General features: G+C 65.5%; 23 protein-coding genes and 1 pseudogene. 13 read left to right on the top strand and 11 right to left on the bottom strand.

All coding sequences use genetic code 11. The features are described 5' to 3' along the window. Positions 1 to 102 precede the first annotated feature (102 nt). Both ppgK and G6N68_RS09400 read left to right on the top strand, forming a co-directional pair. Positions 103 to 891, top strand: a complete 789-nt coding sequence (ppgK, locus tag G6N68_RS09405; protein ID WP_163710846.1) for a polyphosphate--glucose phosphotransferase — start codon at positions 103 to 105, stop codon at positions 889 to 891. A gap of 178 nt (positions 892 to 1,069) precedes the next feature. Then, on the top strand, positions 1,070 to 2,566 hold the full coding sequence (locus G6N68_RS09400; RefSeq protein WP_163710843.1) for an RNA polymerase sigma factor: 1,497 nt from the start codon (positions 1,070 to 1,072) through the stop codon (positions 2,564 to 2,566). Positions 2,567 to 2,607: 41 nt separating this feature from the next. On the opposite strand, the pseudogene G6N68_RS09395 reads toward G6N68_RS09400, so the two are convergent. From G6N68_RS09395 to G6N68_RS30120, 3 genes and pseudogenes are all read right to left on the bottom strand, one after another. After that, positions 2,608 to 3,597, bottom strand: a pseudogene (locus G6N68_RS09395) (PE family protein); the annotation flags it as partial. Positions 3,598 to 3,763: 166 nt separating this feature from the next. Continuing rightward, entirely contained in the window at positions 3,764 to 4,180 is a 417-nt protein-coding gene (locus tag G6N68_RS09390; protein WP_163710837.1) for a DUF4352 domain-containing protein, read from the bottom strand. 78 nt (positions 4,181 to 4,258) lie between these two features. Then, the gene (locus G6N68_RS30120) at positions 4,259 to 4,402 is read right to left on the bottom strand and encodes a hypothetical protein (RefSeq protein WP_205351290.1); all 144 of its coding nucleotides are present in this window, start codon (positions 4,400 to 4,402) and stop codon (positions 4,259 to 4,261) included. Between the two features lie 75 nt (positions 4,403 to 4,477). On the opposite strand from G6N68_RS30120, the gene G6N68_RS09385 reads away from it, so the two are divergent. Beyond that, positions 4,478 to 4,864, top strand: coding sequence for a RidA family protein (locus G6N68_RS09385; RefSeq protein ID WP_163710835.1), 387 nt, complete (start codon positions 4,478 to 4,480; stop codon positions 4,862 to 4,864). On the opposite strand, the gene G6N68_RS09380 is transcribed toward G6N68_RS09385, so the two are convergent. Beyond that, on the bottom strand, positions 4,861 to 5,226 hold the full coding sequence (locus G6N68_RS09380; protein WP_163710832.1) for a DUF952 domain-containing protein: 366 nt from the start codon (positions 5,224 to 5,226) through the stop codon (positions 4,861 to 4,863). The two genes, G6N68_RS09385 and G6N68_RS09380, sit on opposite strands and share 4 nt — an antisense overlap. Positions 5,227 to 5,353: 127 nt before the next feature. Here G6N68_RS09380 and G6N68_RS09375 point away from each other — a divergent pair, with 127 nt between their 5' ends. Together G6N68_RS09375 and G6N68_RS09370 are read left to right on the top strand one after the other, a co-directional pair. Beyond that, positions 5,354 to 5,545: a DUF7455 domain-containing protein gene (locus G6N68_RS09375; protein ID WP_163710829.1), complete on the top strand. Its 192-nt coding sequence runs from the start codon at positions 5,354 to 5,356 to the stop codon at positions 5,543 to 5,545. A gap of 62 nt (positions 5,546 to 5,607) precedes the next feature. Continuing rightward, positions 5,608 to 6,612 (top strand): YihY/virulence factor BrkB family protein, encoded by a 1,005-nt coding sequence (locus G6N68_RS09370; protein WP_163718388.1) that lies wholly within the window; start codon positions 5,608 to 5,610, stop codon positions 6,610 to 6,612. On the opposite strand, the gene G6N68_RS09365 is transcribed toward G6N68_RS09370, so the two are convergent. Further along, positions 6,599 to 6,838, bottom strand: a complete 240-nt coding sequence (locus tag G6N68_RS09365; protein WP_205351288.1) for a DUF3039 domain-containing protein — start codon at positions 6,836 to 6,838, stop codon at positions 6,599 to 6,601. The genes G6N68_RS09370 and G6N68_RS09365 overlap by 14 nt on opposite strands. Positions 6,839 to 6,902: 64 nt before the next feature. Between G6N68_RS09365 and G6N68_RS09360 the strand changes: the two genes are divergently transcribed. The 3 genes from G6N68_RS09360 to G6N68_RS09350 all read left to right on the top strand — a co-directional run bounded on the left by G6N68_RS09360 (position 6,903) and on the right by G6N68_RS09350 (position 9,369). Next, positions 6,903 to 7,337, top strand: a complete 435-nt coding sequence (locus G6N68_RS09360) for a DUF3099 domain-containing protein (RefSeq protein WP_276069111.1) — start codon at positions 6,903 to 6,905, stop codon at positions 7,335 to 7,337. 228 nt (positions 7,338 to 7,565) lie between these two features. Then, positions 7,566 to 8,537: a sigma-70 family RNA polymerase sigma factor SigB gene (gene sigB / locus G6N68_RS09355; protein WP_163710822.1), complete on the top strand. Its 972-nt coding sequence runs from the start codon at positions 7,566 to 7,568 to the stop codon at positions 8,535 to 8,537. Between the two features lie 139 nt (positions 8,538 to 8,676). Beyond that, positions 8,677 to 9,369, top strand: a complete 693-nt coding sequence (locus tag G6N68_RS09350) for an iron-dependent transcriptional repressor DtxR (RefSeq protein WP_163710819.1) — start codon at positions 8,677 to 8,679, stop codon at positions 9,367 to 9,369. Between the two features lie 31 nt (positions 9,370 to 9,400). On the opposite strand, the gene G6N68_RS09345 is transcribed toward G6N68_RS09350, so the two are convergent. Beyond that, positions 9,401 to 10,459 carry a DUF4192 domain-containing protein gene (locus G6N68_RS09345; protein WP_163710816.1) on the bottom strand — a complete coding sequence of 353 codons (1,059 nt, stop codon included), beginning with the start codon at positions 10,457 to 10,459 and terminating at the stop codon, positions 9,401 to 9,403. A 113-nt stretch (positions 10,460 to 10,572) separates the two neighbouring features. Between G6N68_RS09345 and sthA the strand changes: the two genes are divergently transcribed. Beyond that, the gene (gene sthA, locus G6N68_RS09340) at positions 10,573 to 11,979 is read left to right on the top strand and encodes a Si-specific NAD(P)(+) transhydrogenase (protein WP_163718385.1); all 1,407 of its coding nucleotides are present in this window, start codon (positions 10,573 to 10,575) and stop codon (positions 11,977 to 11,979) included. An 18-nt stretch (positions 11,980 to 11,997) separates the two neighbouring features. On the opposite strand, the gene G6N68_RS09335 is transcribed toward sthA, so the two are convergent. Continuing rightward, positions 11,998 to 12,813: a trypsin-like serine peptidase gene (locus tag G6N68_RS09335; protein WP_163710813.1), complete on the bottom strand. Its 816-nt coding sequence runs from the start codon at positions 12,811 to 12,813 to the stop codon at positions 11,998 to 12,000. 197 nt (positions 12,814 to 13,010) lie between these two features. On the opposite strand from G6N68_RS09335, the gene G6N68_RS09330 reads away from it, so the two are divergent. The 3 genes from G6N68_RS09330 to G6N68_RS09320 are packed head-to-tail and all read left to right on the top strand — an operon-like array spanning position 13,011 to position 15,799. Then, positions 13,011 to 13,988, top strand: coding sequence for a proteasome assembly chaperone family protein (locus G6N68_RS09330; protein ID WP_163710810.1), 978 nt, complete (start codon positions 13,011 to 13,013; stop codon positions 13,986 to 13,988). Positions 13,989 to 14,044: 56 nt separating this feature from the next. Further along, positions 14,045 to 15,070 carry an alpha/beta fold hydrolase gene (locus tag G6N68_RS09325; protein WP_163710807.1) on the top strand — a complete coding sequence of 342 codons (1,026 nt, stop codon included), beginning with the start codon at positions 14,045 to 14,047 and terminating at the stop codon, positions 15,068 to 15,070. A 42-nt stretch (positions 15,071 to 15,112) separates the two neighbouring features. Continuing rightward, the gene (locus tag G6N68_RS09320) at positions 15,113 to 15,799 is read left to right on the top strand and encodes a PhzF family phenazine biosynthesis protein (RefSeq protein ID WP_163710804.1); all 687 of its coding nucleotides are present in this window, start codon (positions 15,113 to 15,115) and stop codon (positions 15,797 to 15,799) included. A 12-nt stretch (positions 15,800 to 15,811) separates the two neighbouring features. Here the strand turns inward: G6N68_RS09320 and G6N68_RS09315 are convergent, their stop codons facing one another. From G6N68_RS09315 to G6N68_RS09305, 3 genes are all read right to left on the bottom strand, one after another. Further along, the gene (locus G6N68_RS09315; protein WP_163710801.1) at positions 15,812 to 16,297 is read right to left on the bottom strand and encodes a peroxynitrite isomerase; all 486 of its coding nucleotides are present in this window, start codon (positions 16,295 to 16,297) and stop codon (positions 15,812 to 15,814) included. 27 nt (positions 16,298 to 16,324) lie between these two features. Next, positions 16,325 to 16,801 carry a transcriptional regulator NrdR gene (gene nrdR / locus G6N68_RS09310; RefSeq protein ID WP_163710799.1) on the bottom strand — a complete coding sequence of 159 codons (477 nt, stop codon included), beginning with the start codon at positions 16,799 to 16,801 and terminating at the stop codon, positions 16,325 to 16,327. A gap of 90 nt (positions 16,802 to 16,891) precedes the next feature. After that, the gene (locus tag G6N68_RS09305; RefSeq protein WP_163710796.1) at positions 16,892 to 17,374 is read right to left on the bottom strand and encodes a LysM peptidoglycan-binding domain-containing protein; all 483 of its coding nucleotides are present in this window, start codon (positions 17,372 to 17,374) and stop codon (positions 16,892 to 16,894) included. Between the two features lie 307 nt (positions 17,375 to 17,681). Here G6N68_RS09305 and lexA point away from each other — a divergent pair, with 307 nt between their 5' ends. Then, positions 17,682 to 18,383, top strand: a complete 702-nt coding sequence (gene lexA / locus G6N68_RS09300) for a transcriptional repressor LexA (protein ID WP_163710793.1) — start codon at positions 17,682 to 17,684, stop codon at positions 18,381 to 18,383. A 2-nt stretch (positions 18,384 to 18,385) separates the two neighbouring features. Here lexA and G6N68_RS09295 read toward each other — a convergent pair whose 3' ends face one another. Beyond that, a complete protein-coding gene (locus G6N68_RS09295) occupies positions 18,386 to 20,755 on the bottom strand; it encodes an LGFP repeat-containing protein (RefSeq protein ID WP_276069112.1) in 2,370 nt (789 codons plus the stop codon). Positions 20,756 to 20,849 lie beyond the last annotated feature (94 nt).

Genomic DNA, 20,849 nt, shown 5'->3' with positions numbered 1-20,849 from the left:
AACGGGTTCGTCGCTGAACATGCGCTCAATCGACAGAGCCGAAGGGCTTGCGTCGCTGGATAGGGTGAGTCCGGACAGCCCACTTCTCGCCGAGGAGATTCGATGACCAGCACGGAACCCGCGTCAGAGACCACCACATCCCAACGTCGCGGATTCGGCATCGACGTCGGCGGCAGCGGCATCAAAGGGGCCATCGTCGACCTGGACACCGGCGCTCTGATCGGCGAACGGATCAAGCTGCCGACACCGCAGCCCGCCACGCCGTCGGCGGTTGCCAAGACCATCGCCGAGGTCGTCGACGGGTTCGGCTGGACCGGCCCGCTCGGGGTGACCTATCCCGGTGTCGTCACCCACGGGGTGGTGCGGACGGCGGCCAACGTGGACAAGTCCTGGATCGGGACCAATGCGCACGACGTCATCAGCGCCGAACTCCCCGGACAAAACGTCACAATCCTCAACGACGCGGATGCGGCCGGACTGGCCGAAGAACGTTACGGCGCGGGCAAGGGGCATGAGGGTTTGGTCGTGCTGCTCACGTTCGGAACCGGGATCGGCTCTGCGGTGATCCACAACGGCGTGTTGATACCGAACACCGAGTTCGGACACATCGAGGTCGGCGGAATGGAGGCCGAGCACCGGGCCGCATCGTCGGTCAAAGAGCGCAACGACTGGAGCTACAAGAGGTGGACGAAGGAGGTCACCACAGTCCTGATCGCCATCGAAAACGCGATCTGGCCCGACCTTTTCATCGCTGGTGGCGGCATCAGCCGCAAGGCCGACAAGTGGGTGCCGCTGCTGGAAAACCGCACGCCCGTGGTGCCGGCAACCCTGCAGAATGCCGCCGGAATCGTGGGCGCGGCGATGGCGTCGGTCACCGACGTGACGCACTGATTTTGCGCGCTCGGCCAGTACCACAGCGCACGGAAGTTACAATGGTCGTCGGCGACCGCCCAACCGATAGCGCGCGAGTATTCACGCTGGTATCAAACGCCGACATTCGACATAAGCAGACACTTTCGGTTCAGCACGCCCAAACCCACCGGAAGTGAGCACGACCGAAAGGGTGTAAGTGGCAGCGATCAAGGCAGGCCCGGCGACCGAAGAGCCGGTGAAGCGGACCGCCACTAAAGCCGCGGCCAAGCGAACGGCCGCCAAGGCGGGTAATGGCGCGGCCCCCGCGAAGCGGGCCAGCAAAGCGGCCGGCCGGACCGCCAAGCCTGAAGATGAGGCGGCCGACGGCGCCCCCAAGCGGACCCGCGCGGCAAAAGCCCCCGCCAAAGCAACCCGTACCGCCAAAGCGGCCCCCAAGGACGCTTCCGCCCACGACGTCGTCATCGATTCTGACGCCGAACTGGAGGTTGCCGAGGACCTCGAGGCGGATCCCGACCTCGCGGTCGAAGCCGTCGAGGATCTGGAGATCGAGGCAACCGACCTGGTTCTGGACGAACTTGAGGACGACGAGGTAGCGGCGGACGCCGACGACGCCGAGGACGAAGCCGTTGCCGTCGTTCCCGCGAGCCCCGCTGCCGAAGAGGACGAGGAGATCTCCGAGCCCTCCGAAAAAGACAAGGCCTCTGGGGATTTCGTCTGGGATGAAGACGAGTCCGAAGCGCTGCGTCAGGCGCGTAAGGATGCCGAACTCACCGCATCCGCCGACTCGGTGCGCGCCTACCTGAAGCAGATCGGCAAGGTTGCGCTGCTCAACGCCGAGGAAGAAGTCGAGCTGGCGAAGCGGATCGAGGCGGGTCTGTACGCAACGCAGCTGATGAGCGAGATGGCCGAGCGGGGCGAGAAGCTGCCCGCCGCCCAGCGCCGCGACATGATGTGGATCTGCCGCGACGGTGATCGCGCCAAGAACCACCTGCTGGAGGCCAACCTCCGTCTGGTGGTGTCGCTGGCCAAGCGCTACACCGGCCGCGGCATGGCCTTCCTCGACTTGATCCAGGAAGGCAATTTGGGTCTGATCCGCGCGGTGGAGAAGTTCGACTACACCAAGGGCTACAAGTTCTCCACCTACGCGACGTGGTGGATCCGCCAGGCCATTACCCGCGCCATGGCTGACCAGGCCCGCACCATCCGTATTCCGGTGCACATGGTCGAGGTCATCAACAAGCTGGGCCGCATCCAGCGCGAGCTGCTGCAGGATCTGGGCCGCGAGCCCACCCCCGAAGAGCTCGCCAAGGAAATGGACATCACGCCGGAGAAGGTGCTGGAAATCCAGCAGTACGCCCGGGAGCCCATTTCGCTGGACCAGACCATCGGCGACGAGGGCGACAGCCAGCTGGGCGACTTCATCGAAGACAGCGAGGCCGTGGTCGCCGTCGACGCGGTGTCGTTCACCCTGCTCCAAGACCAGCTGCAGTCCGTGCTGGACACCCTCTCGGAGCGCGAGGCCGGCGTGGTGCGGCTGCGTTTCGGTCTCACCGACGGTCAGCCCCGCACCCTCGACGAGATCGGCCAGGTCTACGGGGTGACGCGGGAGCGCATCCGTCAGATCGAGTCCAAGACGATGTCGAAGCTGCGCCACCCCAGCCGGTCGCAGGTCCTGCGCGACTACCTGGACTAAACGGCGTTACCGCTTGCCTTGCTGATCACCGCGGCTGACTAGCCGTCAGCTCCTCCATAGCCGAGCAGCAGCCCATGCATGCCGCCGAGGCCACCGCTGCCAGGCGGCGCACCGATGCTGCCAGGGCCGCCGTTCCCGCCGTCGCCGACCAGCAGACCGGCGTTACCGCCGTCTCCGCCCGCGGCGCCGGGTACGGCGCCCAAATTCGTACCCGGTCCTCCGCCACCGCCGTCTCCCCCACCGCCGAACAAAACCGCGGAACCGCCGGCGCCGCCCGGCCCGCCGCTGCCGGTCACTGAAGCGCCGCCGGAGCCACCGTGGCCCCCGTCGCCGTACAGCCAGCTACCTCGACCACCTGCGCCGCCGGCGCCACCAGTGCCCGCGACTCCGAGGGACGCCCCACCGGATCCACCGGCCCCACCGTGGCCGAACAGCCAGCCGCCCGTCCCGCCGGCCCCGCCGACGCCACCATCGCCGGCGGGGCCGCCGAGCACGGTGTCCCCGCCACGTCCGCCGGCTCCGCCGTTTCCCCACAAACCCGCGTCGCCACCCCTGCCCCCGGCCATGCCTGGAGCACCCGATCCCCCTCGGCCGCCGTTTCCGAACAAGATCCCCCCGGCACCGCCGTTTTGGCCGGTGCCGGCCGCACCGTCGGCGCCGTTGCCGATCAGCGGACGTCCCAACAACACCTGCGTCGGGGTGTTGATCACCCCAAGCACGTTGTCCGCGAAGACGTTCAAGAGTCCCTTGTTGCTGGCCTCGGCGGTGGAGTATGCAGCGGCGCCGCCGCTCAGGGCGTGCAGGAACTGATCATGAAACGCCAACGCTGCTGCGCTGAGCGCTTGGTATTCCCGGCCGTAGCTGGAGAACACGGCCGCGATGGCGGCCGACACCTCATCGGAAGCCGCAGCCACAACTGCGGTCGTTTGAGCGGTCGCCGACGCATTGGCCGCACTTAGCGCCGACTCGATACCGGTCAAATCGGCAGACGCCACCGTCAAAGCTTCCGGCCCCACGATCAACAAGGACACAGCGCACCTCTCAAAGCATCATGACCGCCGCGGGATGCCGAAGTCGGTCTTGATGCCCCCAGCAAGGAATCGGCAGGCCGGATGCAAAAACATTAACTCCGCGCAACGCGACATGACATCCACAAAATTGGTGACGGTCCTCCGCTCGCCCGCTTACGGAGTCGCGTCACCGCAGAAGAGTGACCGTCACGCCGCTGGTGTACTGCGAGTCGCGCAACGTAACGCTGTCCGGTAGCGAATCCTTCCGGACATCGAAGGCGCACTTGATCTGAACCGCTTTGCCGGGCTGGATGACTGTGCGGTCGGTGTGGCTATCGAGGTTCACGGCGTTGTCGTATCGCCTGCCGTTGCGGTCTTTGAGCGTCTGGTCCTGGCAGTAAACGGGTTGCGGCACGGCGACCATGTTCCGCACCCTGAGGTTGACGATGACGAAAGTGCCTTGCGCCGTGCGGGTTCCGGTTTTCGGCACGCCGAGACTGATCGCAGTCACGGTGAACATGAATTTGCCGACGCGTACCTCGTCGTTGAGTGAAGGACCGGAGTGGTGAGGCACTCCCCCACAACCCGCGGCCACAACTGCCACGGCAACCACGACCGTGACAGGAAACAAGCGCACACAGCACTAGCTACCAGCAAAGTCCGAACAGGTAAAGCCGGGGGATCAACGCCGGGTTTCGTCGGCGACGTCGTGCCGAGACTGATGCAACGCGGGCGCGTCGGGGTCTTCGCCCTGGTGATCCAGCTCTTCCTGCATCCGGCGCTGTTCCTCGGTCACCTGCGTGGCGTCCTTCGGATCCTGTTTCATACGTTGGCCGTACCCCAAGCTGCGGCAGTCCAAGCCTTCTGCGCCGGATGGACATCGCGTCGTACTGTGACGCGCATGCCACTGCCCCGCCAGAATGTCTCGTCCGGGTCCGAATTCGAAGCCGCCGTCGGTTACTCGCGCGCCGTGCGAGTAGGGCCACACGTGGCGGTGGCGGGCACGACGGGCAGTGGTGACAACGTCGCTGCACAGGCACGGGACGCGTTGCGTCGCATTGAGATCGCGTTGACTCAGGCGGGAGCCGCACTCACCGATGTGGTGCGCACCCGCATCTACATCACCGATATCGACCGTTGGCGCGAAGTCGGCGACGTGCATGCAGAGGTTTTCGGCGAGGTTCGTCCGGTGGCCACGATGGTGGAGGTCTCGGCGCTGATCTCACCCGAGTTGTTGGTGGAGATCGAAGCCGACGCCTACCTTGCCGACGCTTACGCTGACAGCTAAATCGCCGGTGGCACTGCCGCAGGCGGGAAGGTCCCGTCCTCCCCAGGCAGGTAGGGCGTGGCTTTGATAACCGCGCGCAGTGGCAGCGGCCCGTACAGGTGTGGGAATAACATCGACTCTGGATCTGTCTCTACACCCGGTTCCCATTCCACGGGCGAATCAAGCGTTAATGGGTCAATATGGAGCAGGAGCAAATCGCGTCGACCACGGTAAAGGCGGTTGGCGGGCAGATGCACTTGCTCCGGAGTCGACAAATGGATAAAGCCGATATCGGCACTGGGATGAATTCCGCCGAGACGGCGGGCAGCTGACCAATCCTCGCTGCCACACAGGTGGACCAGCAGGTCAGGCGTGGCAGTCATCCTACAGAGGATGCCCAATTTTCGCTCAAAAAATCCGTGAGAAACGACACACCTGACAACAGGTTGGGAACAAGGCGAAAACGGCAAACGTCTGACACAGTTAGACATACGCGAGAACGGAGAAGCCATGAACGCAACTCTGACCAGTCCCGAACTGACAAGAGCAGACCGCTGCGACCGCTGCGGTGCAGCGGCCCGTGTGCGTGCCAAGCTGCCCTCTGGAGCCGAGCTTCTCTTCTGCCAGCACCACGCCAACAAGCACGAGGCGAAACTGGTGGAATTGGCCGCGGTGTTGGAGACCAGCAGCAGCAGCGTCTAAATCCGCAAACTCGCCCTCGGCAATGACGGCGGTACGGGCAAACTTGCGGAATGCTGGACCGGATGACCGCGCATGCTCCGCCGAAGCCGTCCCGCCACCACATCTGGCACATCGGCAAGAGGACTCTGTCCAAAGCCTGGGATGACTCGATCTTCTCGGAGTCGGCCGAAGCAGGTTTTTGGACGTGCCTGTCCACCCCACCGTTGCTGCTGGGGATGCTGGGGGCGTTGGCCTACGTAGCGCCGTTGTTCGGTCCCGACACGCTGGACGCGATCATCAAAACGGTGCTCTCGACGACCCGCAACTTCTTCTCTCCCAACGTCGTCAACGAGATCATTCAACCCACGATTCGCGACATCACCCGAACCGCACGCGGCGAGGTGGTGTCGTTGGGTTTCTTCATTTCGTTGTGGGCGGGGTCGTCAGCGGTTTCGTCGTTCGTCGATGCCGTGGTCGAGGCGCACGACCAGACGCCGTTGCGACACCCTGTGCGGCAGCGCTTCTTCGCGCTGTTCCTCTACATAGTGATGCTGATGTTCGTGGTCGTGACCGCGCCAGTGGCGGTCGTCGGCCCGCGCAAGGTCAGCGAGCACATTCCCGAGGGCATGCAGAATCTGCTCCACTACGGCTACTACCCCGCCCTGATCCTGGGCCTGATGGCCGGGGTGACGGTTTTGTACCGGGTGGCGCTGCCGGTACCGCTGCCAACGCATCGACTGATACCCGGCACGGTGTTGGCGACCGTCGTCTTCCTCGCCGCGACGTTGATCCTGCGCTTCTACCTCAGATGGATCGGCAGCACCGGCTACACGTACGGAGCGCTCGCGACACCCATCGCGTTCTTGTTGTTCGCTTACTTCGGCGGTTTCTCCATCATGATCGGCGCCGAACTGAACGCCGCGGTCCAGGAGGAATGGCCGGCGCCTGCGACACACGCCCACCGGCTGCGCAAATGGTTGGTGGCGCGGTTCGGCAGGGGCACGGAACCGGTTTCAACGACCGCCAAGCAGGACACGAAGCAGGACACCGCGGCGGCCGAGCCGTCGGCGGAAATCAGTCCCTCTTGAGCCGTTCGTAGATCCGCTTGCATTCCGGGCACACCGGTGAGCCCGGCTTCGCGGCGCGCGTCACCGGGAACACCTCGCCACACAAGGCGACGACGTGGCTACCCATCACCGCGCTCTCGGCGATCTTGTCCTTCTTGACGTAATGGAAGTACTTGGGGGTATCGCTGCCGGTCCCGTCGTCGACGCGTTCGTCGGTGTCGGTGCGCTCGATCGTGTGGGTCTGCATACGTGACATTGTGCATCCTGACTCGGCCCAACCGGAATCGGCTGAGGTGTGCAACAGTGGAGGTATGAAGCGCGGCCCCGAGTTGGGGTTCGACGACGATGGCCGACCCGTACTGATCACCGCCGCCGCACCCTCATATGAAGTCCAGCATCGTGCCCGGGTACGTAAGTACTTGACGCTGATGTCTTTCCGCATTCCCGCGCTCATCCTCGCGGCGGTCGCCTACGGCGCCTGGCACAACGGACTGATCTCACTGCTGATCGTGGCGGTCTCCATACCGTTGCCGTGGATGGCCGTTTTGATCGCCAACGACCGGCCACCCCGATCCGCTGACGAGCCGAGGCGATTCGAGGAGTCCCGTCGGCGCACGCCGCTGTTCCCCACCGCCGAGCGTCCGGCGCTGGAGGCCAAGCCGTCACGGCATTCGGCGCCGCAAGCTGACGGTGGCTTCGTGGACGGCTATGTGGACGGATACGGAGACTTCCGCAGCCAGCCTTAGCCCTAGGGCCCAGCCCGAAGCACAAGCCCAGCCCTAGCGCAGACCCAGCCAGGCCCAGACCTGGCCGCAGTTCCGCCTGAGCGGCCACCGGCCGAACTTCTCAGGACATTCTCAGGTCGCCGGGACATTCCTGCACGTCACGGGGTGTGAGATGACGGCCGCCCGGGAACTCTCTCACCAGACTTCTCGTTACACCTCATGACAACACAAGCCGATCGGGAGGGCGCAATGGCACAGCCCACAGTAGGGGCCACCTCAAGCCGGGTTGACGGCGATCTGGATGCTCAGAGTCCAGCAGCGGATTTGGTGCGGGTGTATCTCAACGGCATCGGCAAGACGGCGTTGCTCGACGCCGCCGGTGAGGTTGAGCTGGCTAAGCGCATCGAAGCCGGACTGTACGCGGAGCATCTGCTGCAGACGCGTAAGCGTCTCGGCGAGAACCGTAAGCGCGAACTGCAAGAGGTAGTGCGCGACGGCGAAGCCGCCCGGCGTCACCTGTTGGAAGCCAACCTGCGGTTGGTCGTGTCGCTGGCCAAGCGCTACACCGGCCGCGGCATGCCTTTGCTGGATCTCATCCAGGAAGGGAACTTGGGCCTCATCCGCGCGATGGAGAAGTTCGACTACACAAAGGGTTTCAAGTTCTCGACGTACGCCACCTGGTGGATCCGTCAGGCGATCACCCGCGGCATGGCCGACCAGAGCCGCACCATCCGGCTGCCCGTTCATCTCGTTGAGCAGGTCAACAAGCTGGCGCGAATCAAGCGGGAGCTGCACCAGAACCTCGGCCGCGAGGCCACCGACGAGGAACTTGCCGCCGAGTCGGGCATCCCGGTCGAAAAGATCAACGACCTGTTGGAGCACAGCCGCGACCCGGTGAGCCTGGACATGCCGGTCGGCTCGGAGGAAGAAGCCCCGCTGGGTGACTTCATCGAGGACGCAGAAGCCATGTCCGCGGAGAACGCGGTCATCGCCGAGTTGCTGCACACCGACATCCGCAGCGTGCTGGCCACTCTCGACGAACGGGAGCACCAGGTGATCCGGCTGCGCTTCGGTTTGGACGACGGCCAGCCGCGCACGCTGGACCAGATCGGAAAGCTGTTCGGCCTGTCCCGCGAGCGGGTCCGCCAGATCGAGCGGGATGTGATGTGCAAGCTGCGGCACGGCGAACGCGCCGACCGGCTGCGCTCATACGCCAGCTAGCGCTAGCTAGTCTGAGTCAACTTAGGTGGAAGACGGTGTGCCCGCCGCGTCATGCGGCGGGCATACTGCTGCGGTGGGCGTTTTGGCGAACCACTGACGCGCTTGGAGAAGTAGACTCGGCGGCAACGGAGGATGCTGAATGAACGACCTGGTTGATACCACCGAGATGTACCTGCGCACCATCTACGACCTCGAAGAAGAGGGCGTGACGCCGCTGCGCGCCCGCATTGCCGAGCGGCTCGAGCAGAGCGGACCTACCGTCAGCCAGACCGTGTCCCGGATGGAACGTGACGGGCTCCTTCGTGTTGCGGGCGACCGCCATCTGGAACTCACCGAGAAGGGCCGCGCCCTGGCCATTGCCGTGATGCGCAAGCACCGCCTCGCCGAGCGGCTTTTGGTCGATGTCATCGGGTTGCCTTGGGAAGAGGTGCACGCCGAGGCATGCCGGTGGGAGCACGTGATGAGCGAGGATGTCGAGCGCCGGTTGGTCAAGGTGCTCAACCACCCCACAACCTCCCCGTTCGGCAACCCGATTCCGGGTCTGCTGGATCTCGGCGTGGGCCCGGACTCCGGCTCCGACGACGGGAACCTGGTGCGGTTGACCGAATTGCCGCCGGGATCGCCGGTGGCGGTGGTCGTCCGGCAACTCACCGAGCACGTCCAGGGCGACATCGACCTGATCTCCCGGCTGAAGGACGCCGGCGTGGTACCCAATGCGCGCGTGACCGTCGAGACCGGCGTGAGCGGCGGGGTGACCATCCTCATCCCGGGCCACGAAAATGTGACCCTGCCCCACGAGATGGCGCACGCGGTCAAGGTCGAGAAGGTCTGACCCAGCCGACCCCGCCGCGTCCTACCGGCGTTCAGCCCGCCTGAAGGCCGAACAGCTTTCGCGGCGGCAAGCGCACCCCGAGCTGCTTGGCCAGTCGGTAGCCCGTCTGAGCCAGATCCCGGATGTCGTCAGGCCGCAAGCCGGATTGCAGTGCCGTATCAAGCATCCCGGCCATTCGATGGTCGGGCTGACAACTCAGCGCCGCCTCAAGCGACACCCCGGCGAGCGGCCCGTCGCCGCGGGCGTAGGCACTGAACGCGAGCAACACCAGCGGCTCCACGCGCCACGGCGACGGCAACACGCGGGCCAGCGCGGCCCACAACGACTCCGCCGCCGCCGCGCTCTCGCCCACGGAGAGCGCATAGAGCGTGTCCCGCACCTGCACGTCTGTCAGCGCGCACCCCAACTCGGCAAGCTCGGCGTCTGACAGCGGCTGCCCCTCGGCGGCGCGAGTGGCGGCAGCAATCGCGTTTTCGACATCGCGGCGACTGCAGCCCCGCGGGTCGGCCCGGTGCGCCCGCTGACGCCTGGCCGCCTGTTCGCCCATCACGGTGACCAGCTGCGCGCTACGGGCCGGATCGTCCATAGCGATGACGGCCTGCAGGTCGGCACGGCGGCCGTAAAGCCGCCTGCCCTCCAGCACCGCCGCGGCCGCCAAGGGTGAGGACGCCGGGTCGTCGACCACGCCGCTGCAGGAGCAGCCGTCCACGCAATGCCAGCGGCCGCCCCGCGCGACCCGATCCACCACGTGTGCCGCCCACAGTTCGATCCGGTGCCGCGAGAGTGCCTCGCCGAGATCCGTGCCCAGCTCCCGGTACTCCTCGTTGCACACCGTGCAGAGCGCGCCTTCCGCGTCGACGATCACCGCAATCGCGCCCTCGGGTCGCGCGGCAGCGGCGACCTCGGCAAGATGGCCGATCTGGTGGACCAGCGCGTCGGACAAGTCGACGCGCATCACCGACCCGAGTTTGCGATCGGCGAAAGTCACCAACACAAGAGATTTTTCGGGGACGAAGCCGAGGACGGCGGGGAGCGCGGCGATAAGTGCTTCGGGGCGGTTCAGGGCAAAGTCTGCTCGATGGTTCGTCATGAGCCCTAACGCTGACGGGTTCGACCGTCAACTTTGCGCCGCGAAGCCGAATTGACTGCCCGCTTGTGGAGAAAGTCGCGACTGTGGGCTTTATGGTTTACGCCATGAGTTCGATGCGGGAATACGACATGGTCGTTATTGGCTCGGGGCCAGGCGGTCAGAAGGCAGCGATCGCTGCGGCCAAGCTGGGCAAATCCGTGTGCGTGGTGGAGCGCGGCCGCATGGTCGGCGGCGTCTGTGTGAACACGGGCACGATCCCGTCAAAGACGTTGCGCGAGGCGGTCGTTTATCTCACCGGCATGAGCCAGCGCGAGCTTTACGGCGCGAGCTACCGAGTGAAAGACAAGATCACCCCCGCTGACCTTCTGGCACGAACGCAGCACGTGATCGGCAAGCAGGTGGACGTGGTGCGCTCACAGTTGATGCGTAACCGGGTCGACCTTGTCCTGGGCCACGGCCGCTTCCTGGACCCGCACACCATCCTGGTCGAGGAAGACTCCCAGGGCGAGCGGGTGACCGTCAGTGGCGATCACATCGTCATCGCCACCGGAACCAAGCCGGTGCGGCCGTCCGGGGTCGAGTTCGACGAGAAGCGGGTGCTGGACTCCGACGGCATCCTGGACCTCAGGTCGCTGCCGGCATCGATGGTCGTGGTCGGCGCCGGGGTCATCGGCATCGAGTACGCATCGATGTTCGCCGCGCTGGGCACCAAGGTGACGGTCGTGGAGAAGCGGGCCAACATGCTCGAATTCTGCGACCCGGAGATCATCGAGGCGCTCAAATTCCACCTGCGCGACCTGGCGGTGACCTTCCGGTTCGGCGAGGAAGTGACCGCGGTCGACGTCAGCGCGTCGGGCACCGTCACCACCCTGGCCAGCGGCAAGCAGATCCCGGCCGAGACGGTGATGTACTCGGCCGGCCGGTCAGGTCAAACTGAGCACCTGGGGTTGGAGAACGCCGGCTTGGAGGCCGACAGCCGCGGCCGGATCTTCGTCGACAGCGAATTCCAGACCAAGGTCGACCACATTTATGCGGTCGGCGACGTCATCGGCTTCCCGGCGCTGGCCGCCACCTCGATGGACCAGGGCCGGCTAGCGGCCTACCACGCGTTCGGCGAGCCGACCGACGGCATCACCGAGCTGCAGCCCATCGGCATCTACTCGATTCCCGAGATCTCCTACGTCGGCGCCACCGAAGTCGAGCTGACCAGGGATGCGATCCCATACGAGGTCGGCGTCGCCCGCTACCGCGAACTGGCCCGCGGCCAGATCGCCGGCGACTCCTACGGGATGCTCAAGCTGCTGGTGTCCACCAAAGACCGCACGCTGCTGGGCGTACACATCTTCGGTACCAGCGCCACCGAGATGGTTCACATCGGACAGGCCGTGATGGGCTGCGGCGGCACCGTCGACTACTTGGTCGACGCGGTGTTCAACTACCCGACGTTCTCCGAGGCGTACAAGGTGGCCGCGCTGGACGTGACCAACAAGATGCGCGCGCTCAGTCAGTTTCTCAGCTGAGCAGCGGCGGAACGTGAGCTAGCAGGCGTCATCGAGACCGCTCGGCGCGGTGTCGCCGGGCCCGCCCGCCTCGGCGCGCGCCAGCAGCTGCGCGGTGTGCTCGTCGAACGGCGCCGAATACGAGACGTCGGCGGTGCATCCGCCGGCCTCGAAACCCCCGATCACCCCGGTCACCCGGGAACCGCGGACCCACGGCGCCCCGCTGGTCCCGCCGACCAACCCCTGACACTGCAGCGACGGGAACCCCTCGTCGGTGGTCCGCGTGCTGCCCTGGCAGGCGATCGGCTGGCCACCGACCCCGGCCGGGTAGCCCGTGACAGTCACCAGGCTGCCCGGGGGCGGTGCGGTGCTGAGGGTCAGTGCCGCGCCCGTTCGCTCCTCCAGCACGCTCTTGCCGGGGCCACGCACGCGGGCAATTGCATAGTCGGCGCGCGGGTCCCTACTGCCGGCCCAGCGCGGATCCAGGTAGACCTGTACCACGGTCCACCTGTCCGACGGCGCGGCGTCATTTTCGAAGGCAGGCACAAAGGTCAGCCGCGAGCCGCCCTGCAGACAGTGCGCGGCCGTCAACACCAGGTCGCCGGTGGCGGAATGCAGCACCGACCCGGTGCAGAAGTGCACCGGCTTGCCGTTCAAAAAGAGCGCGCCTACCCGCGGATCCGGGCTGACCGGCCCGGCGGCCCGGACGTGCGCCGGTTCACCGAGCTGGCGTACCGATGCGCTGGTCAGCGGCGCGCTGCCGCTGGACGCGTGATCAACCGGCCGGGCGCATGACGATGTCAGGAGCATCGCCACACCCACCGGCATACACAGCGCTGCCGTGACCCTTCGCATCGGTGCACATCATGCCGTACTTCACGGCACCGAGCGCGTTCAGCGGCTTCTGTTCACGCGGTCGAAATACAGGCTGGCGCAGCCGCGTTTTACCCCAGCAAAGGTGCCGAGGTTTTGCTGCTTCAATTATTGGTACCCCCGCATGGACTCACACTTATCGGGCACGCTGGAGACGACCCCCGAAAGGAGGCAAACCCATGACGCACGACGAATATCGCGATGAAGCGCAGAGTTATGAACCGGGTCAGCCCGGCATGTACGAACTTGAGTTCCCGGCTCCCGTGTTGTCGACGGCCGACGGCCGCGGACCGGTGCTGGTGCACGCACTGGAGGGCTTTTCCGACGCCGGCCACGCGATCCGCCTGGCTTCGGCGCACCTGAAGGAGGCCCTGGACACCGAGCTGGTCGCCTCGTTCGCTATCGATGAGTTGCTCGACTACCGCTCCCGGCGACCGCTGATGACGTTCAAGACCGATCACTTCACCAAGTACGAGGACCCAGAGCTCAGTCTGTATGCGCTGCGCGACAGTGCCGGCACCCCGTTTCTGCTGCTGGCCGGATTGGAACCGGATCTGAAGTGGGAGCGATTCATCAACGCCGTGCGGTTGCTGGCCGAGAAACTGGGGGTGCGCCAGACCATCGGGCTGGGCACCGTACCCATGGCCGTGCCACACACGCGTCCGATCACCATGACGGCCCACTCCAACAATCGGGACCTGATCGCCGGTTTCCAGCCGTGGATCTCCGAAATCCAGGTTCCTGGAAGCGCTTCCAACCTGCTGGAGTACCGGATGGCCCAATTCGGCCACGAGGTGGTCGGGTTCACCGTGCATGTCCCGCATTACTTGACGCAGACGGACTATCCCGCTGCCGCACAAGCGCTGCTGGAGCAGGTGGCCAAGACCGGGTCACTGGACTTGCCGCTGGCGGCGCTGGCCGAAGCGGCGGCCGAGATTCGGGCCAAGATCGACGAACAGGTCCAAGCGAGCGCAGAAGTCGCTCAAGTGGTGGCGGCACTCGAGCGCCAGTACGATGCCTTCATCGACGCTCAGGAAAACAGATCCTTGCTGGCAAACGACGAGGATCTGCCGAGCGGAGACGAGCTGGGAGCGGAATTCGAGCGCTTTCTGGCTCAAGAGGCCGAAAAGAAGTACGACGATGACGACAAGGCCTGAGACGTCGATGACGCCCCTGCTAACGCCGCTGCCGGCCCGACAACGAGGTTGCCGAGATGACCGAGCGAAAGCGCAAACTTCGCCCGGTGCGGGAAGTGACTGCGCCTTCGCTGCAGTTCCGCACCATCCACGGCTATAAACGCGCGTTCCGGATAGCCGGGTCCGGTCCGGCGATCCTGCTGATCCACGGCATCGGCGACAACTCGACCACTTGGACCTCGGTGCACGCCACCCTGGCCCAGCGATTCACCGTTATCGCCCCGGACCTGTTGGGCCACGGCAAATCCGACAAACCACGCGCCGACTACTCGGTTGCGGCCTACGCCAATGGCATGCGCGACCTGCTCAGCGTGCTCGACATCGAGCGGGCGACCATCATCGGGCATTCGCTGGGCGGCGGCGTAGCAATGCAATTTGCCTACCAGTTCCCGCAAATGGTCGAACGGTTGATCTTGGTCGGCGCCGGTGGCGTGACCAAAGACGTCAACTTCGTGCTGCGATTGGCCTCCCTGCCGATGGGCACCGAAGCGCTTGCGGTGCTGCGGCTGCCGTTGCTGCTGCCGGCGATCCAACTCGTCGGGAAGGTCGTAGGCCAAGCGGTCGGGACCACCCGTCTGGGACGCGATCTGCCGAACATGCTGCGGGTCCTCAACGACCTGCCTGAGCCGACGGCGTCGGCGGCGTTCAGTCGCACGTTGCGCGCCGTGGTGGACTGGCGTGGGCAGATCGTCACCATGCTGGACCGCTGCTATTTGACCCAGGCCATCCCGGTGCAGATCATCTGGGGCAGCCACGACGTGGTCGTCCCCGTCCGTCACGCCGAGATGGCGCATGCCGCAATGCCCGGGTCCCGGCTCGAAATCTTCGAGGGCTCTGGGCATTTCCCGTTCCATGACGACCCGGCCCGGTTCATCGACGTGGTCCTCGGCTTCATCGACACCACCGAGCCTCCGGAATACGATCAGGCGGCGCTGCGGGAATTGCTGCGCACTGGCGGCGGCGAAGGAACGGTCGCCGGTCCGGCCGATACCCGTGTGGCGGTGCTCAGCGCGATCGGTTCCGACGAACGCAGCGCAACCTGAGTCCTAGCAGCGCAATCTGAGTCGTAGTCGTACCGTCGAGTCATGAGCATCGACGTAACCGTGCTGCGCGTTTTCACGGATCCCGACGGGAACTTCGGCAACCCGCTCGGCGTGGTCGATGCCAGTAAGGTCGCACCCCGCGACCGGCAGCGCCTGGCGGCCCAATTGGGTTACAGCGAAACCATATTCGTCGATCTTCCTGGCACCGGTGCCACCACCGCGCACGCCACCATCTACACCCCCCGCACCCAACTGCCATTCGCCGGCCACCCGACCGTCGGGGCGGCTTGGTGGCTACGCGAGCAAGGGACACCGATCAAGACGCTGCAGGTGCCCGCCGGCGTCATCCAGGTCGGGTATGAGGGCGATCTGACACGCGTCAGCGCACGCGCGGAATGGGCGCCCGAGTTCACCATTCACGATCTCGGAGCGGTCGATGCGCTAACGTCCGCGGACCCCGCCGACTTTCCCGATGACACGGCGCACTACCTGTGGGCGTGGACCGATGAATCGGCCGGGGCGCTGCGGGCCCGCTTCTTCGCGGCCAATCTGGGTGTCGAGGAAGACGAAGCAACCGGTTCGGCGGCCATTCGAATGACCGATTACCTCAGCCGCGATCTCACCATCACTCAGGGCAAGGGCTCGCTGATCCACACCAGTTGGAGCCCCGAGGGCTGGGTCGGCGTGGCCGGCCGAGTCGTCGATGATGGTGTGCGACAGGTTGACTGACACCCGAAGGCGTCACTCCGTGCGCTGCAATACGGCACCGAGGTGATGCTGCAATGGTTGTCCAACCGCGCTCATCCGCACTGAGTACGACAGTTCGCCACCGGCGATTCGGAACGAACGCCCGAGTGCGGTCACCTCTTTGGCGGTGGGCGAGAGACCGACGTCGGCTGTGGTCGTCTCGATTTCGATGACGCCGTCGTCGCACGAATACGTGCCGACCTCGATTTCGGTGATTCCGCTCGGGTGCGCCAGGATCAACTCGACCTGGCCCGGTTTCGGTACCCGCAAATACCCTGTCTCGGCATGCAAGGGCTTACCGTCGGCTACCGCCTTGGTCTTTTGCCCGTACACCAGGAACGGCTTGCCGACGTGGGCGAACACGACCTCTTCGAGGTACTCGAACGACTCGATCGTCGGGTACTCGCCTCTGCCGCGGCCCGCCCAGGTACCCAGGAGCGGCGCCAATGCTTGAACATCAGGGTGCAGTTCGGGAGCCACCAGGTGAGCCTAGCGGCCCACCAACGCTCAGCTGGACGACGTGGTGGAGGTCGACACCTTGCGATGCGCGCGAAGCGCTTGGATCTCACGCTCGAAGTCGTCGGCCGACGAAAAGGACCGGTACACCGAGGCGAACCGCAGATATGCGACCTCGTCCAGTTCACGCAAGGGACCGAGAATGGCCAAGCCGACCTCGTGGCTGGGCACTTCCGGGGATCCGGCGGCCCGCACGGTGTCTTCGACCTGCTGTGCCAACAAATTCAACGCGTCGTCGTCTACTTGACGGCCCTGACAGGCTCGGCGCACGCCGCTGATCACCTTTTCGCGACTGAAGGGTTCGGTGACGCCGCTGCGTTTCACTACGGCCAGGATCGCCGTCTCCACCGTCGTGAATCGTCGACCACACTCCGGACACGACCGCCTACGCCGAATGGCTTGGCCCTCATCGGTTTCCCGCGAGTCGATTACGCGCGAGTCAGGATGGCGACAGAACGGACAGTGCATCGCCGCTCCTTCGCCGTATCCGGATATCCGTGGACGTCTAAGAGCGTACTCGCGTACCGCCATACACGGCCTCGCGTACGACACGGTCGGTCAGCCGACCGGAGCGATAAGCGTCTGACCAGCGGACAGCGCCGACGAGTTCAAGGCGTTGAGCTCGCGAATCCGCTCGACAACCTCCCGAGCGGGTGCGTCCGGCGCGACCCGAGCCGCGACGTCCTTCAGGGACTCCCCCGGCTCGACGCGCACCACGGCGAGCGTGTCCGGCACGCGGCCAGTCGCGTCGGACGAGCCGCCGTTGACCATGCCGCCGAAGTTCGCCACCGCGCCCAGCCACAACGTGATCAGCCCGGCAAGCAGTGCCAGCCCGACCGTGGTCAGCGGCGTAACGGGCCGCCGGCGGTGCGGCGCCCTCGACACCGCGACGCCGGTGCCGCGGTAGCGCAAGGGAGCTCCGGCCGGCCGAGACGGGCCCGGACGGCGTGTCCGCCCAGCTCCGACCCTTCCCGCCCGCGGCTCGTGCACCGGGCGGGACGGATTCCAGGTGCGAGACGGACCTGCGTAGATGAGAGTCATGGCGGCTTCCTCCGGACAACTGCTTAATCGCTCGTGTGTTCGACCTTGTTCGACCTTGTTCGACCATAGTCGCTCAGGTGTTCGATATCCGAACATTTGAGCGATGCGTGTCGCACGGGCAAAACGCTAACCCACACCACCGACAAGTTCGGTTCGGTCGCTGTGGGTCCCATGAACGCCGGATACCCGGACGCGCCGAGAGTTACACACTTGTGATTCAGGTGCTCAGGCGCCGGATCGTCGACGTGCGACACGCGGTCGAACACATGTTTGATTCTCGTGCGAGGTGGGGCTAGAGTTCATTTCCATGAGCGACAGCAACGACACCTCAGGTACTGGCGCGCAAGGCGGACTGCATGCGGTTGATTCGACGTTGACCGAGCGTCAGCGGACCATCCTGAATGTCATCCGCACCTCCGTCGTGAACCGCGGATACCCGCCCAGCATCCGGGAGATCGGTGATGCGGTCGGCCTGACGTCGACCTCGTCGGTTGCTCATCAGTTGCGCACCCTGGAGCGCAAGGGCTACCTGCGTCGTGACCCGAACAGGCCGAGGGCGGTAGATGTCCGCGGCGCCGACGACGGCGCTCCGACGGGGCCGGTGACCGACGTGGCTGGGTCAGATGCGTTGCCGGAACCCACTTTTGTGCCGGTCCTCGGACGCATTGCGGCCGGTGGGCCAATCCTGGCCGAGGAAGCAGTCGAAGACGTTTTTCCGTTGCCGCGTGAGTTGGTCGGCGAAGGCACGCTGTTTCTGCTCAAGGTGGTCGGTGACTCGATGGTCGAGGCGGCGATCTGCGATGGTGACTGGGTGGTCATACGGCAGCAGAACGTCGCCGACAACGGCGACATCGTCGCGGCCATGATTGACGGGGAGGCCACCGTCAAGACCTTCAAGCGCGCGGGTGGTCAGGTTTGGCTGATGCCGCACAACCCCGCCTTCGATCCCATTCCCGGTAATGACGCGACCATCCTCGGCAAGGTCGTCACGGTCATCCGCAAGATCTAGCGTCAATCCGCTCGGACGAAGCCGTTGGCTCGCGCGGCTTCTTCGCTGATGAACCAGAGCTCGGCAAGTGTGTCGTGATACAAGGGGCTGCTCGGCGTGTAATACAACCCGAAGCGGGCACTGGCCTTGATCGGATAGCCATTGGGTGGCCGGTACGGGTCGTCTTCCAACGGCAAGTGGATGGTCGGACGCACCGCCGCCGTGGGCCCTGCCGCAGACGCCGTGGCAGGCTCCGACACCGGGTTCAGGGCCGGTTCGTGGCCGTCTGACAGCGCGTATTCGTCGTCGTCATCATCATCGGCGGCCGCATGCCGTCCCGACCGAGCTCGCGGTGGCTTAGGCGCCGGCGGGCCGGTGTCGGGAACAACGATGTCAGGACCTGACGACTCACCGGCACTCGAAGGCTCACCGGCGGCGCCGCCGCTCGTCGGGTAGGAGGTGTCCGGAACCGCTTCGCCCAGGCTCTGGGACTCGTCGGGCCGGTCTGGGACGCCACCATCGGATACCGGGGCCTCCGGGACTTCGGGCTCCTCCTCGAGGACCGGCGACTCGTCGGCACCGGCACCGGCATCGGTCTCGACCTCGGTCAGAACGCCATAAGGAATGGGCGTGGTGTCCACCGAGTCAGGGTCTTCGTCTTCGCGAGGGTTCGCGTAGTCGGCCACGACGTCGTTGCTGTGCGGTTCGGACTCGACATCCTCGTCCCTACCGCCATGGTCGAACAACCCGACCCCGGCTCCAGCACCGCGCGGCCAGCTGACTCGCTGCGCGACCCCGGTCTCCGGCGCGGCTGGTTCCTGCGGACGCTGGTCCTCGGGCGCGAAGTGCTCGGAGCCGAAATCGCCCTCCTCTCGCGATCCCCAGTGCCCGTCGGGAGCGGCGTCATAACCGGCAACACCCTCGTGCTCGTTCGGGTGCTCATGTTCGTGTTCGTGTTCGTAGTGGCGGTCGAACTGGTCGTACGCCGCGGGCTCGCCGGCGGCGGCGCGACGCCTACGCAAGCTGAGCACCACCAGGACGAACATGACGATGAGCAGCAGCACCGGCAGGACCGCCACGAGCCACCACCAATGCCAGGTGAATTTCTTGTCCTGCGGGGCCGGTCCCGCGGTGGCGGGCGCGTTCTGCCCCGTCACCTGCACGCCAGACAGCGAGGGCGCGAGGTTCGCCGGGTCGGTGGCGAAGGAGTTCTTGGCGCGGTTCCAGGAAATCTTGCCGCCGGTGAACTTCTGCGAGATGACGTCGCCGTCCACGCTTTGATCGCCGACCGGAGCGCCGAGCGTGCCCGTGGGTCCCTTTAGTTTGTCCCAGGCGGCCTTCATGGCTCCCCGCACCACGAATGCCCCGTGCTCGGGGGTCCAGAAGATCACCGGTTTGTCAGCGGCCGAGAATTCGGCGATCCGGCTGGCGGGGGTGATGCCGCCGTCGGCCTCGTTGCTGGTCGGGAAGCCCAGATCGCTGCTGACGGGCCCGCCGAGCGACTCGTACTTCTGCAGGATGGGACCTTCGACGGCATTCGCCCCGGTGGCGGGACTGTAGAAAATCTTGCCGCCGTTGAAGTCCTGGGCGATCCCGTCACCGCCGATGGGATACTGACCGCCCTTTTTGGCCCCTAGCGGGCCCGCTGCGCCACCAGCGGCGCGCCACGCCATGTTGATGGCCGCCGTGGGATCGAGCGCTATCTGCAGGTCTTTCAGTTGGTCGGCCAGGTTCGCCGGATCGGTGCTGAATTCCTTGGTCTTCCTGTTCCAGGAAATCGTTCCGCTGGTGAACTTCTGCGAGGCGACGTCCCCGTCATAGCTTTCGTCCGCAATCGGAGCCCCCAGGAGCCCGCCCGAGCTGCCGAGTTTGTCCCACGCAGCGTTGATCGCGCCACGCACGACGAATGCGCCGTGATCGGGCGTCCAGAAAATCACCGGGTTGTCGCTGGCGGCGAAGGTGCCGACCCGGCTGTCCGGTCCGGCGAGGCCGGGAACTTCGTTGATGGTCGGGAAACCCAGGTCACTGTTGACCGGGCCGCCAAGGTCCTCGTATTTGTCCAGGATCGGGCCGTACAAGTAATGAGCGCCGGTGTCCGGCGTGAAGTACATCTTGCCGCCGTCGAACTCGAGGGCGAATCCGTCCCCGACGGGGTAGACGTCGCCTTTACGCGCGCCGAGCGTGGACGTGTCTCCCCCGGCCTTTTCCCAAGCGGCCATCATTGCGGCCTCGGCGTCGCCGATGGGAGACGCCGATGCAATGGGCGCGGTGGGCGCCAGCAATACAGCGGTCATCGCCGCAGCCACCAAGCTGAGCAGCGCACGCCCGACCACCCTGCTCACTTGACCTCTCTGCCCGTTCACCAAGCCTCCCAGCCGACGCCCCAGCTGCATTTCGCATAGTCGCCGGGCTCGCATAACTTTGCTCTAGCGAACGAGAAATGCGAAGTCAAATCGTAGATATTACGGAAACGGATATCTAGCCGAT

The sequence above is a fragment of the Mycobacterium bourgelatii genome (genome assembly GCF_010723575.1).
Lineage (GTDB): Bacteria > Actinomycetota > Actinomycetes > Mycobacteriales > Mycobacteriaceae > Mycobacterium > Mycobacterium bourgelatii.
Note: the sequence above shows the minus strand (reverse complement) of the source record. Positions and strands in the feature narration are given on the sequence as shown.